Raw genomic sequence first — 13,874 nt, 5'->3', positions numbered from 1 at the left:
CGATGTAAGGTAGTCATTCTCTGTCCTAGCCGTTGTCCTTACCGCTCAGCCCATGATGAAGGACAGAGCGACCAAGTCAATAGATTACCTAAAAATAATTATTAAATCTAGAGAAAATCAGTCTGCTTAATTTTATTAAAATAAGTTTTGCAGTAAATGAGAAGCATTTTCCCAAAGACTAGAAGCTATTAATGACCCTGTAATCCCTTCTAAAACATTTCTGATTGTAGACAGACTTTCTTTGAGAATTGTTTTATTTGGGGGATCTAACGTTACTTGTGAATCTAAGGTTTGTATGTGGGCTTTAAGTACTTTCTCCTTCTCCTCATCTAAACGAAGTTGATCTAAGTTGTTTTTTAATTCCTCAAGAAAAGAAGTAATTTCCTGAGTATTAATATTGAGATTTTGTTGAGAATTATTAACACCTTGTTGAAGTTGAGAGTTACTAATCGTGCTGTTTGATATATGGTAAGTATTATTATTTATCACTTGATGAGCTTTTTGTTTTTCTTCGGGAGTGAAAGTTAAATTATTACCTAATACATTATTTGCTTCTAAATCTAATGACCACTTTAAAACACTATCTTTTACTGAGTCTAGTATTCTTGCAATTTGATATTTCTGCAAAATTCTAGAAAAGTGAAAATCAACTTGGAACGTTCGTTGTAAAGCAAGTTCAAACTCAGGAGAGAATGCCATTTCAAAAAAAGTGCTCTTTTCACCGTTTTCTAATATGGAAACAAGTTCAGAAATGGGGTGGTTTATTTTGTGCATCTTTATCTCTCTTGCCATAGTTTCATCGATTTCTGTTAAGGAGACAGGTATCCAACCGCTATGGGGATTAAATACCTTTATTTCTACTTGAATTTCACGGTATTTTGGGATTGTATCATTAGTCTCATATCCATTTAACTCAGAAAAAATCCAAGATTCAAATTCTTGTATTCCCAGTTTTCTTGCTACACTATAAGAATGTCTTAATAAGTCGGTAATCTTTATATTCGGGTTCATTGCTTTTTGTTGTAAATCCCTTACTAATGATCCTGTCATATACACTGCTCCTTTTTCTTATAAAATTATTTACTTTAATAATAATTGAGATACCTTTTGAGGAATTTATTCGGTTATTAAATTATACCATTAATAAACCTAAACTTGCATACGGAGTGATTGAAAGTAAGAAAATAGTCTAATTCTTGATGTAGGATAGACATAACAAGATATGCCGCCCCCCTAACGATATATAATCCGACATGAGTCTCCTTATTGTTACCTTCTGTAAAGCTGATATCAGAACGTTTGGGGCATACGGATATACAAACGACTTTGAATACCTACAGTCATGTGCTTCCGACGATGTGGCGGATAAGTTGGATAAGATGTTTGGGGAGCATGAGATTACGGAATGGTTGAATGAAAGGGAATTTACAAGGTTCATTACTCATAGGGAAATTAAAAGCTAGTAATCTAGACAAAAAAGCACCTAAAATAGGTGCTTTAACAAAATAAAATTCTTTAGTATTTTTGGTTATATTAGATGGTCACCTTACTGTTCTCTAAGGTTACTAATTTTAGAAATTTTAAACCTACCTTGCTAGTTTGAACACGCTGATATTCAGCCCCTGCTACTTTTACTTTTTCAACTAGACCAAATTGCATAAGTATAGGGGCAACGTGATGGTATAGAAATAATTCATCTTTTGCATTTCCTTTTTGATTAGTTAAACCTGATGCAAATGAGTTATTGGTTCCGATAAATAATTCGTAAACAGTAAATTCTTGACCTTTCAAGTTGTCTCCAGGCACTCCATATTCCTCAGGGCGAAGTAGTTGTCGTTCCAAGCAGGATTTAACTTCCTCAAATGATATACCATCTATGTCTGTCTCTTTATCCATCTTAATTTGCATTTGTTGCACCTGCTTTTGTAACTTTGCATTCTCTTTCAACAAATTATAATTGTCTTTCATAATATCATTAACATTTTTAATTTCAGATCCGGAAACCCAACCAGTTAGCTTTTCATTCTTTTCGTATTCTTTCAATGACTCTAGCACAACAATCTTAATATCTTTTAAATCAGAGTAAAACTTGGATATTTTTTTTAAAACAACATCTTTAAACTCTTTATATTTATCGTTATTGTCTTGTTCTAACACACTCATTCCACAATCTTTTACTTTCTGCTCTAAGGCTTCTTTAGTAATTACAATTGCAAAACGAGGCTTTTCTAATTCTTTAGCATATTCATATTCCCAATGCGTATAACTCATTCCTGTCTCAGGATCAATTGAACCATATCTTCCTCCTAAAATAAGCATATATACATCTGACTCTTCTATCCATTTCATAATAGTTTCTTTTTGTGAAGTATCGCCCGCTTTAAACAATTCCATCCCAGCGGGAATATGCCCCGCATTTAATATAGCTTGTACCGCTGCTTGTCTCTCTTCTTCCAAATCTGTAAATGTAGACGATATAAAAACCTGTAACTTCTTTTGCATTTCGCTCGATCTCCTCTTTAACATATTCTATTAGCCTATTCTCAATTTTACCATTTTTCAAGGAATCTAAAAAGAAAACCTCTCAGCTCAATCAATACTACCGTATTCGTATAATTAATAAAACTAAATACTACGTGTGATTTTCATCGCTCGTCTCACACACGGTTTTCGTGCATCGTAATTCGCACGATACCTATCGATGGGAAGTATCGATTTTCCTACGTATATATAGAAGTAACTATAAAATCAACTTTCCAACGTTTCCCATTTTGTTAGCTTCTCGCTCCGTACAGACGCCCTCTAACGAATTTACTATAACGCCATATAAGGAAAAAAACGGTATATATCGAATATAGTACGGTATAGTAATTTGTGACTTTTACCAGGCGTAGGGATCAAACGGACACGCCTCCGGAAATTTTCGATAGTAACAAATCACAATGCACCTGTGAATTGATTTTCGCTTGAATATCCATGAATATCGGCTTTTATTTGGAAATTCTCGTATTTTATAGTTACGATCTATTGTGATTTATTGTACGTTGTAGTAGTCTAACGCTCGTTATACATGACCCTTACGAAGCTTTTAACGTGAATGTAAAGCGTTCGAATTTAACGCCATATTATAGAAGGAAATGCATCCGATAGTTTACAACGCTTTACATTTCGGAAGTCTCGACCGTCTGATACATAGCCGTTTGGAACTTTTGGGAGAGTTGATATTACGGTGCTTATATTAGAAGAAACTCGTTTTGTAGCTTTCTTAATACTTCCGATTTAGTCAGCCTCACCCCTTCGGAAGAGACGTGCCCCGAAAACTTTAACCCTCATTTTGAATGTATGATTATACATAAAAACGTACATTCATTTCGCTTATTCTATTGAAATTGTAGGATATCGATGATTAAATAGACTTATAATAAAAAATCGTACATTCAAAATGTTGATATTAATATGTTTGCGGAAGGGGTATTTCGTATGAATCAATTGAAGGACGTACAACCGATTCGAGATTTAGAACAAATCGATAACATGAAGTGGGGATTGAAACGCCATTGCAGCGAAAGAGATTACATACTATTCTTGATCGGTATTAATACGGGATTACGTGTCGGTGATCTATTAAAGCTAAAGCTATCGGATGTAAAAGGGAAGCGTAAGGCTATCGTTAAGGAAGGCAAGACTCAAAAGAAACGTACCATATACTTAGATTCAATATACGATGAGGTACAAGGGTACATATCCACGTTAGATAGCGAGTGGTTGTTTCCATCACGTAAGGGAGATAAGGCGATCTCACCAACGCAAGCATATCGTCAGCTAAATAAAGCCGCGGACTTTGCAGGAGTAGAAAGCGTTGGCAATCATTCGCTAAGGAAATCGTTTGGTTATTGGTACTACAAGCAACATAAAGATGTAGCGGAGTTGCAAAAGATATTAAATCATAGTCATCCGTCGATAACATTAAGGTACATTGGAATTACAGAGGAACAGATTGAAGATAAATTAAAAATGTTTAAAATATAGTTGGTAAAATAATACCGGCTTTTTTCTTTAGGGGCGGGGGAGGTATTTGGAATTTTTGTTCGCCAGGCACCTGCAAAATCCGTGCAGAATTTAAAACTTTGGGTCTAATTTATGAGATATTACTCTAGGTTTTTCGAGTAGTATAGGAAAAGAGGGTAACGAGCTTTAGAGGAGGAATAGGGGGATAATTACTATTATAAATAGAGAGTTTATTTTCTAAAAAAACTTTACATTTTCATTTACAACTCTTAGTCTGAAAGAAAAGGGGTAATTTGAAATGACAATGGTAATTGCTTATGTATGGAAGGATAAAATTGTAATGATGGCTGATAGTCGTATATCTAGACAGAATAATAAAGGGGAAGTAATGGAATATAGGGACGATTCAATTAAAATTGTTCCATTGAATAGAAGAAGTGTCATTGGTCATTCTGGTACAAGGAAGCTACCGGCAAAGGAAGGATATTTTGACCTACTTCAAATTACACAAAAATTTGTCGATGATAATCAACATATTTCTCGTTCTTGTACAGCTAGAGAAGCAATTGAAGAATTAGCAATTTTATGGAATGAAACTTTAAAAAACTTTGAGGATCAAATAGGTGATGTGAATTTTTGTTTATTATTAGGTAAATGGGAGGAAAGATCGGGTCGTATGTATCCAATGCTATATAATTATTCATCTCAAAATGATAAATATAAATCTTTTACAAAAGGGTGCATTGGGGATCCAGAAATACACCCTATAATGGCACCGTACTTTAATAAAGACCTTGATGGTATGGATTTTGAAGAAACGATTAATCATTTTAAAAAGGGGTTTTCAGAAGTTATTGATAGTAATGTCGAAACCGTTGGTGGTTTTATACATGTGTATGTGTTAGATGCAAATGAAATAGGATCACGCTGGAGAGACCATAGATTTTTTAATATCAAAAATTAATAAATAGATACTGAAGGCCGCAAGTAATTGACTTGATGGTCTTTTTTATTTTCTTCAAGAGTCGACGTAAACGGCTACACGCAGTATAAGGTGCACAATTCGAAAGGGAATACGTACTACATTACGGCTAGTCCAACTTATGTGGAAGTACGTTAATAAACGTAGAAAAGACCGCCTATTACGGGCGGTCGATTTTTTCGTTATTACAAACGTAGCAGGTCCATATTAAACAGGGTCTACTGGTCGGATAGGATCTACTGGTGTCGTCACCCGAACTACGTAAAAAGGATCTACCGGTTGAGTCGGATCTACTGGAAAAAACCCTCGTACGCTAAACAGTTGTCGAGGTGGAATCGTAAATATAACCGGTCCAACAAACGGATTTACTCCTTCAGGTGGACAATAAATATCGTTTTCACCGTCGCCACACTCCCCGTTTTGTAACGTTGTGGTAGCGTCATTCGAATCGGTGTTAACGAGTTTTCCGCAAAGATACCCATAAGAAGGGTATACGTCACCATCGCAAGTATCTTGGTAATTTTGTACCGCTATAGTTATGGTCTGTGGTTCGTCACTTTCGTTTAGAGCGGACAGTTGGACGAAGTCGGTTTCGGCATTACGGAATAAAGGACCGGATGTATACGTTTGGTAGCGAGGCTCACAATGGCATTCACATTCGCACTTATGGTGGTGTTTACGTTTCTTCCGGCAGCACTTATGTGACCGATCGTAATAATAGTTTGTCATATTAATTACGTACCTCCTTTCGTTTTAGTACATGCTATCTTGAGTTATTGAGGTGATACCATTGAAGGCAGAATAGTAACACACGGGAATATAGTAGCAGTTAATACACGAGTGGTAACAAATCTATCATTTATAAATGGATCAGTGTTTATTACTATTCTAAGTTCATAAGTGTAAATTCGAAAAAATTTGAAATGCGTAAATCAAAAAAGGCACTAGTATAAGCTATTATATTTCCAGTGCGTAATAACTCCATTGTCACTGGAGCAATGTATCCACCGGTTTCATTTTTAAACACTACATTTGCTGTCGCTTCTAATTTAACAACAGAATTTGATCTTCTAATGATAAAAGGTGGGATTGTAAGAACAATTGTCGAGTCGTTTTGCGGTATTTCAAGTTGGTTTTTGTTTGTACTCTTATACACGAAGAGCACATAAAATAAAACAATATAGCATTATATTATGCTGTTCAGTTCCTCTTCCTTACAATACTCAGATCCATATCCTTTATATCAATTACAGAAACACTAGTTACATATGTAAAAAACTATTATATCGTCATGGATATCGATGCTGGTTTACAGGGAAGATAACCAATGATACTGAAATATTGTAGGTACAACTGAGTGGATATTGTTGAACTGATAATTTTAATAGTTAAAGTGTTTTTTATAGTTTGAAATTTTATACAGTTACCTAGAAATAATGTAATATAGAACTGAAGTTTAAAGGTTATAGGGGATGAATTGATGGTTAAAATAATGTATATTCCAGAAAAAAGATTTAGTGAAGAGGATAACATAATCAATGTTTCAGCGAAAGAGTTGGAAAAGTTGCAAGAAATAGGGGCATGTAGCCCTATGTTTGGTGAATATCTAAGTGAAGAAACGGAAGTGGAAGCGGAAGATATTGATGAGAAACAACAGCGTTATGATTATGCCTCGGATCTAAGACTGAATAAACTCGATTACGAACAGTATACAAAGGCTTGGGAGAATTTTTCTTCGTTAAAAAAGAACATTGCTGAATATAAAATTAGTATAGGTGATTGTTCTCCTATAGAAATTATGTCAAATGGTTATCGTTATAAAAATATTAAGATTATTGCTCAAGAAACATTGGAACGATATTTGAATAATGAAGATAGAAATTTAGCTTATATTCCATGGTTTGCTCTATATTTTATTATTGTTACAAGAAAAGAAAATGAAGATAAAACCACGGCATATGGAAAAGAGTATATAGATAATCCGGATGTTAAATATGACTTTAATGATGAAAAATGTGTTTATATTGGCCAAACAACTGCGAATCGATTTAAAGGTGGACATAAGGCTTTTACTAAGTTGAATGCGTCTAAATTCGAAGGTTATGAAAAAAGAGTATATATGGCATCAGTTTCAATTAAGTTTGAGGATTCGAATATTTATATTCCATTGGAATTTATACCGAAAAGAGAATTTGTTGATGATATAAGAGATTATATCGAATCTGCATTAATTTTTTATATAGATAACGAATTCAATAAAGAATGGAATGATCGGATAAAAACAAGTAATTACAAATTTGTAGATAATGTTAATGAGCTTCATCCAACTCGTAATATTACATTAAATTTAAACTCGCGTGGTGAATATGCGGAGACACAATTTTTTAAGAATAACTTCCCTACTATTGATCAATATAAAAAAAAGTTAGGTTATTGAAAGAGTGAGAAAAAGCAAAACTATAATAAAAAGACCGCCTATTACGGGCGGTTGATTTCTTATAATGATTTAATGTCATGTATAAGTTCTTTAATATCTCGTTCTTCACCTTTTTCAAACGACTGAATAAAATTGTTTAATTTAGCTTCGTAGTTTTTGATAGCTTCTGTTTCACCTTTAACGCCTTTGATATCGCCCACATGTTCAAGAACTAACTTTAAATCACCTGAAAGCATTTTTGTATCAACTTCAGATAGTTTTCCTTCGTTAGTGGACGATTTTTTTAAATCGACAATAGTTTTATCAGTTGTCATAAGTACTTTACGGATTGTCCCTTTGGTATTTGTAACTTCTTTTTCCATCTCTGCTTGCTTTTTCTTTTCTTCTTTTTCTTTTCGTTTATTTTCCCCTTTAGCATCTTTCTCTTGCTGCTTACGTTGTTTCTACACTTCTTTTTCGGCTTGTTTTTGTGCTTTTTCTTGTGTCGCTGTCTCTTTCGCTTCTTTATCTTGCGGAGTACATCTAGTAGAAAGTATGAGTGACGCACCAATAATAATCAACTCTAATTTACTTATCCATCCCTTAGTCATTTATTTCACTCTCATTTGCTTATTCAAATATAAGTGTATCAAATTAAGGGGTATATTGGATTGTTTACCTATTTTTCCAACAAAAAAGAACGCCTTATTTAGCATTCTCATCTTCTATAATCGATAGTAATTCATTCATATCAGTAATATTTAACTTATCAGCAATCTTTTCTAGTGCTTCTTTCGGGTATCTTTTCATTTTTCCACTTGCTAGTTCGCTTATTGTTCGTGTGGATAACCCATTCTCATCATCGATTAAATCTTTTTGATCCATACCGCGAGATTTTAATATATCGCGTAATTTAACTTCGATTTTTTTGGCCAATATATATCACTCCTTGTCTATATTATATAGTCAAAGAAGAATTACGTAAAATGTAATTTTAGAGTTGACAGTTACGGTAAACGTAATTTATGATGTGTATATCAGTTACGGTAAACGTAATTCAGGAGTATAAAAATGGATTTACAAAATATCAAAGAGGTAAATGTAAAAATCATGCTAGAGAATGGTGACGGTAGCAGCGTTGCATGTTTCGAAAAGGCTTGGAAAATCAGCGAGTTTCTTATTCTAAGTGTTTATGAAAATGGCGTGGAGATTAACGAATTTCACTACAATCAAGTCGGCGATATTGTACTTGGAAATGAGGTATTGGGGTTACATGGTGAGATAAATGAAAGTGCAATCGATTTTGAAACGTTCCGTAATATGTCAGCATTAGAGTTCTTGGTTGCTATTTCTTCACTCCAATGGGAATTATACTAAGGGGCGTTGAGGATGTTCGCAAAATTAAACGATTACTTCGGTTTAGACACGTTATCTGATCGTATTTGGTATTGGGGAGTTTTTTGCGTAGGTGGAACGTTATTCTTAATCGACATGGCAATTGCGTTTATTTTATAAATCCGAAAAAGTGAGTCGTAGCATTCGCCTGTGATAGGCAGGCAGGTGAATCAGCGACTGAAGTGGTGCGTTAAGGTGGCATGGAGCCTTAAGGTTGGCGCTTTAAGATTGTGTGTGACTTTTTGTCATCAGCCTATAAATAAAAGGGGGAAACAGAGGTGGGGAAAATCACGGTTAATTTGCATTATCAAGACGTAGATGGATTAAAGGAATTGAAGTATGAAGCGTATTTATTATCAGATTGGGTATATTACGAGTTTAATGGAGAGAGTCTAACTTTCCGAGAAATACCTTTGTGCGAACGCGGTAAAAAAGAGTTAACGATTTACGATTCAGATAGTTACAGAGCGGTTGAAATTTACTGTAGAGCGGCAATTGAAAATATACACGAAATGAGCGCCATAGAATTTATCGAAGCGGTACTAGAAGGACAGGGTTAAACCAGCGGCAACTGGTCAGAAAACAAACCCGGGCAAGACGAGACGAAAACGAAGACAATTTTATATATAGAACGATAAAAGAGCGTGCGCCTACACACGTTCTTTTATGCGTTTATTTAATCGAAAAGTGCGCGAAAAGAGCAACTCACGCGTCCTAATAAGTATAGGTGGTAAAAATTACGAAGGAGGACGTTTGTATGGAAAAAGAAATTGAAGATGCAAATATCCTAGCGGAAGATACACTTAAAAAAAATTTCGGCGATCCTACCGGTTTTTCACGTGTATCGAATTCGCTGGTGAGACTATACACGTTATTACCTGAATTTAATTCCGATATTGTGGGCTTGTATGCTTATATGCGGTCTTGGCGAAATACAAATAACGAGGATTTATTACATACAGTATGGCATTGCCGAGAGTATTTGCAACTGCAATCCGGAATGGGGAGAAAAGCGTTTAATACTAGATTGAAAGTTTTAGAAACCTATGGATTGGTGGAGATTAAAAAATCGCCAATGGTGGCAAATAAAGATTATTTTATCGTTCATGACCCGTTAAAACGCGACGATTTCCTCAAAACCTATCAGCAATATGTCGATGAGTTTTTAGAAAAGGCTACCGAAATTGAAGTTCGGAATAAAACGTATAGGGAACGTAGGTATGAGGAGCAACGACAACGATTATATGACGATATTCGAAAGAGTCATGAAGCTAGAAAAGTACCGAGTGTCCCAAAGGAACATTCTGATAGTGATGGGGAGTCCATTACGGACTATCTATAATGATTCTTTGTTCGAAAGGAACGTAGAGTAAGCAATGTATTAAGTAAGCAACTTATATAAGTAAGCAACATATTGCAAGGCTATTCGCTTACACTCACAAGCCTTGGGAATCATTTTCTAACGAAAATACTTCCTATTTAATATAGTCGTTGAATTACTTATCAATATATAGAATCGATGGTATTTAAAAGAAATAGAAAGAAAGACAAGCCGAGTGTTCCTTTTGGACAATCCGAAATATAGAGAACTAGAGGAGGTTATTAAAACGAATGAAATAATCTACCGCAATCCAGGCGAAGGAGCGATTGATTTCGCGGAACATTTTACTAGTGACTTAAAGAGCTATGAGGCGCTACCAATAATCAAACAACTTTTAAAGGGAAGGCTGCACGATAAAACGGACAAGCGTATTAAGCGGTGTGCATATTGCGGTTATTACTACCGAGATAAAGCTCGACCGAACAACAGTAAAACGTGTTGTAGTAAATGCAAAGTTGATCTTGATACGTTGAAACGAGCGATAATACGTGCGGATAAAGCGTTATTGAATCCGAAAAAAGCTAAGCGTGATACGTGCCACGTATGGTGGCTTGAGTATCCGTTCTACGTACAAGAATATGAAATGTTAAAGCATACGTGGAAGTACGAAGCACCTTATTCCCCTAATAAAATAACGGCAATACATGCGGCGAAACAACGGGATGGAATAATTGGAGGGAAACGAAAATCTAAACGGGTTGCACCATATAACGAAAGGGACAAAGAAGTAGATTAGCCACAGTAAAAAAGGTATAGAGGGAGTAATGAAAATCTATTTTTTAAGACTTCTAGTAATAAAAGGAGGTAGAACGATGACGAACGAGATGTTCCGTGCAATTCGTTTATATAAAAACATGAGTCAAAATGAGTTTGCTAGATTTATCGGTGTCTCCCTTGCGACAGTGGGACGCATTGAAACCGGTAGTCTAGAACTTACACCTAAAGTAAAAGCTAAACTGGCTGATAGATTTGAATTTAACGAAGAATTTTTTGGTTTCTTTGAAAACTACTTAAAAATATTCTAATCATATCATACTTAAAAATGAGGGTGAGTACATGCGAATTGAAGTTTCCCGTGAGGAATCTAACGTAATAATCGGAAATCAAGTACAGGAAAATACGGAAACAGTTATCTGGTATGACGACGGCTCTTTTGAAATAGTACCACCGGAGGAGACTATTTGGACCGAAGAAGGTGACGAAGACAATTATGAGTATGAAGATGACGAGGAGGGCTTACGGTGAGTAATCAAAGCCATGTCGCTTGAAGAACTGCAAGCATTATACGAAAAAGAGAAGTCGGAGTATATAAAATCGGATAGTTGAGACGTAAGGACATACGTTAGATTATCTTCGATTGAAACGCAAATTCAAAAATTACAAGGAGGAACAAACTAATGGCATTGGGATTTATTGAAAAGGCGAAGGAATTTATCTTAAGTAAATCGAAACAGAAGCAGGCGTTTTTTGACCGAGAGCATGAGTTGAAAACGGAAATCATGGAATTAGAGGCGAAACGTAGCGGTATTATTGAGGCGTATGATCCAGTCAAGGGGTTAGACCAGGTGGCGATAGATAAAATTGACGCTGAAATCGCGGGGATTCATAAAGAAATCGCCATTCTAAACATAGGTAAGACTAAGGTATCCGACTATGAGATGGAAGACTTAATTACGCACGTTAGTGAGGCGAAGAAGGAAGCGGAAGAAATCGTTGCAGGTAAATTAACGGAGGAAGAAAAAGCACGGGAGAAAATACTTACAGCTAAAAAAGCACTTTTAAAGGCACAATCGGAACATTACATTTTAACACACCAAACCCACGAATATACATTTGAGGTTAACGAGACGTTGAGGGAATTAACGAATAGTATTTCATTAGAGGTAATTGAGTTGCGCAGTAGAGCGCAGGAGTTAAGTTTAGAAATGTATCGAAATGCCCCGGACGGTTCTATTTCTTTGAATAGTATTCGTTCAAATCAAGCGATGTATGACACTATACAAGAAGAGTATGACAAGGTTAGAAAAGAAATTACTAGACTCGAATCTGTAATGGGTGACGTGTCTGCTATCATTCCTCAATTAAGTAGTTATAGAGATGGATACAGTAGGCCTATTTACTTAGTAGATAGAAACGAACAAATCGACGCAACACAAAAAGGAATTGTAAAAGAATAATCAATGTTTGGTGCGATGCCTGGCCTCCTAGCTACTGTTAAACGGTAACACCAAATTTTTTAATGAGTCGCTTTTAGCGGCTCTTTTTTATTTATCCAAAAATAAGGAGCGATATTGTGAAAATAGAAACACAAGTAAAACGATTAATACGAGATACCTGCGCTTGCTATACTCCGAAGGAAGGTAACTGCATATATCAGGAGAGATGTCCGTTTTTACATTCGATGCATTATCGAGATAAAGAAGTAAAATTCGAAAGTAAACGCTGTGACTATTTCGAAACGCATGTACTACCTGCTGATAACGAATTATATGCGTTATATTTTGACGAAGGTCAGAACGGTAAAGTATGCGAGGTATGTAACAATCACTTTATCGCTAAAGGTAATCGTGCTAAATACTGTGATGGATGTCGTGAGGGGGTGCGTAAGAGACAGTCGAGGGAGCGTATGCGTAAGTACAATCGAAAAGTAGGGTAGATATTGACGCAATAGGACGGTAGAAATGCGTTTTAAGTGTATACTTAGCTGATAATAACAAAGATAATATGAAGGTTATATAATGAGTAATGTATTTGTATTACTGTGGTGTAGATTGTAATGTAATGCGTAAATAATCGAGTTAGGATAAATGGCGGGTTTCACACAGCTCGAGAGCCCGCCATCTTAGATTAGGTTACTAATTTGTTTTATCTATAGGGATTTGTTTACAGAGCGATTTAATGAATTTTTCAGTTATTTGAATGAAATGAAGGCAAGCAGTATCGTTAATTCTAATAAGATCATCCTTTGTGTCAATCCCATCTATTCCGTGAATAGCTTTTTCCAATCTTTCCTTTTTCCAGCTATTATTTTCATAGGGAGTTTTACGTGTATATCCTCTACTATGAACGATGCAGTTTCGAATTTGGTTATAATAAGTTAATTCGTCCCACATATCGTTAACGATTTTTATACCTAAAATGTCCTCGCAGTATTTCTTCGCTAAAAATATCCCATTAATACTCTTGTTTTCCTTTCTTCTCTTGAATTCATCAATGGATATTAGATTACCATTTTTAAAACGATAGCCATATTTATAACATAAATTCATAAAACGTTCTTCAAAAAGACTATATATGCCTGTAATAAAAGAATAGCGAATAAATTGAGGATAAGTATTATGACAGTGCCAAACTTCTAACATTTTATCGGGGGATAATACTTTCTTTGTTTGATTTTCATTATCTTTTATATTGTAGTAGTGAGTAGGGTCATCGGCTTTTTGTTTGAAAGTTGATTCTACCGTTAAAATACATTCTTTAATATTAGTGAGGTCAATTTTCACAACTTCATAGAAATCCATAGGATTGTTAAAATTTGGAAATCTACTAGAAATGACTCCATCATCTATTAATTCTTCAATTTCATACGGATGAAACATTCAATCACTCCTATATGTTTACTGCGACGCTTAAGTAATCGTTTATTCGAATTTAATACTTCTATAATAGCAACTTATAATATATTACGTCCA

At 35.1% G+C, this 13,874-nt stretch carries 19 protein-coding genes and 2 pseudogenes; 14 read left to right on the top strand and 7 right to left on the bottom strand.

The annotated features are described in order from the left end of the window. Positions 1–135: 135 nt before the first annotated feature. Entirely contained in the window at positions 136–1,050 is a 915-nt protein-coding gene (locus ACTFNE_RS12805) for an AbiTii domain-containing protein (protein ID WP_270705251.1), read from the bottom strand. A gap of 225 nt (positions 1,051–1,275) precedes the next feature. Between ACTFNE_RS12805 and ACTFNE_RS12800 the strand changes: the two are divergent. Then, positions 1,276–1,388: pseudogene (locus ACTFNE_RS12800) on the top strand (tyrosine-type recombinase/integrase); the annotation flags it as partial. Positions 1,389–1,533: 145 nt separating this feature from the next. Here ACTFNE_RS12800 and ACTFNE_RS12795 read toward each other — a convergent pair. Continuing rightward, the gene (locus ACTFNE_RS12795; protein WP_270705250.1) at positions 1,534–2,502 is read right to left on the bottom strand and encodes a DUF4062 domain-containing protein; all 969 of its coding nucleotides are present in this window, start codon (positions 2,500–2,502) and stop codon (positions 1,534–1,536) included. Positions 2,503–3,480: 978 nt separating this feature from the next. Between ACTFNE_RS12795 and ACTFNE_RS12790 the strand changes: the two genes are divergently transcribed. The 3 genes and pseudogenes from ACTFNE_RS12790 to ACTFNE_RS12780 form a co-directional block, all read left to right on the top strand. Next, positions 3,481–4,029 carry a tyrosine-type recombinase/integrase gene (locus ACTFNE_RS12790; RefSeq protein WP_176580976.1) on the top strand — a complete coding sequence of 183 codons (549 nt, stop codon included), beginning with the start codon at positions 3,481–3,483 and terminating at the stop codon, positions 4,027–4,029. Between the two features lie 277 nt (positions 4,030–4,306). Then, entirely contained in the window at positions 4,307–4,972 is a 666-nt protein-coding gene (locus ACTFNE_RS12785; protein ID WP_270705248.1) for a hypothetical protein, read from the top strand. 57 nt (positions 4,973–5,029) lie between these two features. After that, positions 5,030–5,128: pseudogene (locus ACTFNE_RS12780) on the top strand (N-acetylmuramoyl-L-alanine amidase); the annotation flags it as partial. Positions 5,129–5,873: 745 nt separating this feature from the next. Here ACTFNE_RS12780 and ACTFNE_RS12775 read toward each other — a convergent pair. Next, positions 5,874–6,146: a hypothetical protein gene (locus ACTFNE_RS12775; RefSeq protein WP_270705247.1), complete on the bottom strand. Its 273-nt coding sequence runs from the start codon at positions 6,144–6,146 to the stop codon at positions 5,874–5,876. A 324-nt stretch (positions 6,147–6,470) separates the two neighbouring features. Between ACTFNE_RS12775 and ACTFNE_RS12770 the strand changes: the two genes are divergently transcribed. Further along, on the top strand, positions 6,471–7,427 hold the full coding sequence (locus ACTFNE_RS12770) for a hypothetical protein (protein ID WP_270705246.1): 957 nt from the start codon (positions 6,471–6,473) through the stop codon (positions 7,425–7,427). Between the two features lie 59 nt (positions 7,428–7,486). Here ACTFNE_RS12770 and ACTFNE_RS12765 read toward each other — a convergent pair whose 3' ends face one another. From ACTFNE_RS12765 to ACTFNE_RS12755, 3 genes are all read right to left on the bottom strand, one after another. Continuing rightward, positions 7,487–7,789 carry a hypothetical protein gene (locus ACTFNE_RS12765; RefSeq protein WP_270705245.1) on the bottom strand — a complete coding sequence of 101 codons (303 nt, stop codon included), beginning with the start codon at positions 7,787–7,789 and terminating at the stop codon, positions 7,487–7,489. 81 nt (positions 7,790–7,870) lie between these two features. Continuing rightward, on the bottom strand, positions 7,871–8,017 hold the full coding sequence (locus tag ACTFNE_RS12760) for a hypothetical protein (protein ID WP_270705244.1): 147 nt from the start codon (positions 8,015–8,017) through the stop codon (positions 7,871–7,873). A gap of 94 nt (positions 8,018–8,111) precedes the next feature. Continuing rightward, the gene (locus tag ACTFNE_RS12755; protein ID WP_176580981.1) at positions 8,112–8,342 is read right to left on the bottom strand and encodes a helix-turn-helix domain-containing protein; all 231 of its coding nucleotides are present in this window, start codon (positions 8,340–8,342) and stop codon (positions 8,112–8,114) included. A gap of 135 nt (positions 8,343–8,477) precedes the next feature. On the opposite strand from ACTFNE_RS12755, the gene ACTFNE_RS12750 reads away from it, so the two are divergent. The 9 genes from ACTFNE_RS12750 (at position 8,478) to ACTFNE_RS12710 (ending at position 12,838) form a co-directional block, all read left to right on the top strand. Continuing rightward, complete coding sequence (locus ACTFNE_RS12750) at positions 8,478–8,783, top strand: hypothetical protein (protein ID WP_270705243.1); 306 nt, start codon at positions 8,478–8,480, stop codon at positions 8,781–8,783. A gap of 12 nt (positions 8,784–8,795) precedes the next feature. Continuing rightward, complete coding sequence (locus ACTFNE_RS12745) at positions 8,796–8,921, top strand: hypothetical protein (protein ID WP_255323154.1); 126 nt, start codon at positions 8,796–8,798, stop codon at positions 8,919–8,921. Positions 8,922–9,100: 179 nt separating this feature from the next. Next, a complete protein-coding gene (locus ACTFNE_RS12740) occupies positions 9,101–9,361 on the top strand; it encodes a hypothetical protein (protein WP_439998070.1) in 261 nt (86 codons plus the stop codon). Positions 9,362–9,558: 197 nt separating this feature from the next. Next, positions 9,559–10,143 carry a hypothetical protein gene (locus tag ACTFNE_RS12735; protein ID WP_176580970.1) on the top strand — a complete coding sequence of 195 codons (585 nt, stop codon included), beginning with the start codon at positions 9,559–9,561 and terminating at the stop codon, positions 10,141–10,143. 223 nt (positions 10,144–10,366) lie between these two features. After that, a complete protein-coding gene (locus ACTFNE_RS12730; RefSeq protein ID WP_270705241.1) occupies positions 10,367–10,918 on the top strand; it encodes a hypothetical protein in 552 nt (183 codons plus the stop codon). Positions 10,919–10,994: 76 nt separating this feature from the next. Continuing rightward, complete coding sequence (locus ACTFNE_RS12725; protein WP_000180602.1) at positions 10,995–11,207, top strand: helix-turn-helix domain-containing protein; 213 nt, start codon at positions 10,995–10,997, stop codon at positions 11,205–11,207. A gap of 31 nt (positions 11,208–11,238) precedes the next feature. Beyond that, the gene (locus ACTFNE_RS12720; RefSeq protein ID WP_176580985.1) at positions 11,239–11,427 is read left to right on the top strand and encodes a hypothetical protein; all 189 of its coding nucleotides are present in this window, start codon (positions 11,239–11,241) and stop codon (positions 11,425–11,427) included. Positions 11,428–11,579: 152 nt separating this feature from the next. Further along, complete coding sequence (locus ACTFNE_RS12715; RefSeq protein WP_176580986.1) at positions 11,580–12,359, top strand: hypothetical protein; 780 nt, start codon at positions 11,580–11,582, stop codon at positions 12,357–12,359. A 116-nt stretch (positions 12,360–12,475) separates the two neighbouring features. After that, on the top strand, positions 12,476–12,838 hold the full coding sequence (locus ACTFNE_RS12710; protein ID WP_176580987.1) for a cysteine-rich VLP protein: 363 nt from the start codon (positions 12,476–12,478) through the stop codon (positions 12,836–12,838). A 199-nt stretch (positions 12,839–13,037) separates the two neighbouring features. On the opposite strand, the gene ACTFNE_RS12705 is transcribed toward ACTFNE_RS12710, so the two are convergent. Continuing rightward, entirely contained in the window at positions 13,038–13,781 is a 744-nt protein-coding gene (locus ACTFNE_RS12705; protein ID WP_270705238.1) for a hypothetical protein, read from the bottom strand. Between the last annotated feature and the right edge of the window lie 93 nt (positions 13,782–13,874).

Origin of the sequence: Bacillus cereus group sp. MYBKT111-2 (assembly GCF_051915205.1) — a bacterium.
GTDB lineage: Bacteria > Bacillota > Bacilli > Bacillales > Bacillaceae_G > Bacillus_A > Bacillus_A paranthracis.
This window is presented reverse-complemented; position numbering and strand designations above follow the sequence as displayed.

What these genes read in the sequence shown, in the direction of transcription:
- ACTFNE_RS12805 (WP_270705251.1), bottom strand. Translation starts at nt 1,050, where the DNA reads ATGACAGGATCATTAGTAAGGGATTTACAACAAAAAGCAATGAACCCG.
- ACTFNE_RS12795 (WP_270705250.1), bottom strand. Translation starts at nt 2,502, where the DNA reads ATGCAAAAGAAGTTACAGGTTTTTATATCGTCTACATTTACAGATTTG.
- ACTFNE_RS12790 (WP_176580976.1), top strand. Translation starts at nt 3,481, where the DNA reads ATGAATCAATTGAAGGACGTACAACCGATTCGAGATTTAGAACAAATC.
- ACTFNE_RS12785 (WP_270705248.1), top strand. Translation starts at nt 4,307, where the DNA reads ATGACAATGGTAATTGCTTATGTATGGAAGGATAAAATTGTAATGATG.
- ACTFNE_RS12770 (WP_270705246.1), top strand. Translation starts at nt 6,471, where the DNA reads ATGGTTAAAATAATGTATATTCCAGAAAAAAGATTTAGTGAAGAGGAT.
- ACTFNE_RS12765 (WP_270705245.1), bottom strand. Translation starts at nt 7,789, where the DNA reads ATGGAAAAAGAAGTTACAAATACCAAAGGGACAATCCGTAAAGTACTT.
- ACTFNE_RS12760 (WP_270705244.1), bottom strand. Translation starts at nt 8,017, where the DNA reads ATGACTAAGGGATGGATAAGTAAATTAGAGTTGATTATTATTGGTGCG.
- ACTFNE_RS12750 (WP_270705243.1), top strand. Translation starts at nt 8,478, where the DNA reads ATGGATTTACAAAATATCAAAGAGGTAAATGTAAAAATCATGCTAGAG.
- ACTFNE_RS12745 (WP_255323154.1), top strand. Translation starts at nt 8,796, where the DNA reads ATGTTCGCAAAATTAAACGATTACTTCGGTTTAGACACGTTATCTGAT.
- ACTFNE_RS12735 (WP_176580970.1), top strand. Translation starts at nt 9,559, where the DNA reads ATGGAAAAAGAAATTGAAGATGCAAATATCCTAGCGGAAGATACACTT.
- ACTFNE_RS12725 (WP_000180602.1), top strand. Translation starts at nt 10,995, where the DNA reads ATGACGAACGAGATGTTCCGTGCAATTCGTTTATATAAAAACATGAGT.
- ACTFNE_RS12720 (WP_176580985.1), top strand. Translation starts at nt 11,239, where the DNA reads ATGCGAATTGAAGTTTCCCGTGAGGAATCTAACGTAATAATCGGAAAT.
- ACTFNE_RS12715 (WP_176580986.1), top strand. Translation starts at nt 11,580, where the DNA reads ATGGCATTGGGATTTATTGAAAAGGCGAAGGAATTTATCTTAAGTAAA.
- ACTFNE_RS12705 (WP_270705238.1), bottom strand. Translation starts at nt 13,781, where the DNA reads ATGTTTCATCCGTATGAAATTGAAGAATTAATAGATGATGGAGTCATT.